Raw genomic sequence first — 541 nt, forward strand, 5'->3', positions numbered from 1 at the left:
CTGGTGTTGATGGGAAGTTTGGATCATTTGGTTTCTCTGGTTTTGGAACCAAGTTTCCAAGTGGTTTGTAGGTTACTTTATCTGTAGCTTCTGGGTGTTCTGGAGTAACTGTCTTACCACCTGCTTCAGCTTTATTCGCATAATAGTGTTCAACTACTGGGACTTTTACTTTGCCATAGTCATGACTCTTTTCAGTCCATGTTGTTGTACCATCAGCTTGATTCTTCTTACCTGTGAAAGTATAGTCGCTTTGAACATCATCTTTTGGTGTAGTTGAACCTGCTCCTTCAAACGTTACTGTTTGTTTAGTTGGTTGCGTTACATCATTTGTTTTTGGTACATAGATGATTGGCGTATCTTCCCCTGGTTTGTCAGGTGTTACAGGTGTTCCTGGTTCTACTGGTTTACCTGGTTTGCTTGGATCTTTTGGATCTGGAAGATGTGGTTCATAACCTGGTACATTAGGAACAACTGGTTGACCTGGTTTAGTTGGATCTGTTGGATCATTTGGATACTTCACTTCTGGTGTTGATGGGAAGTT

General features: G+C 41.0%; 1 protein-coding gene. It reads right to left on the reverse strand.

The genetic code is table 11. The features are described from left to right. Positions 1-541, reverse strand: a 541-nt coding sequence (locus tag ACESOD_RS09785; protein ID WP_444861162.1) for a mucin-binding protein, incomplete at both ends; no start/stop codon positions are given.

Origin of the sequence: Streptococcus oralis (genome assembly GCF_964238205.1) — a bacterium.
In the GTDB taxonomy this organism is placed as follows: Bacteria; Bacillota; Bacilli; order Lactobacillales; family Streptococcaceae; genus Streptococcus; species Streptococcus oralis_CZ.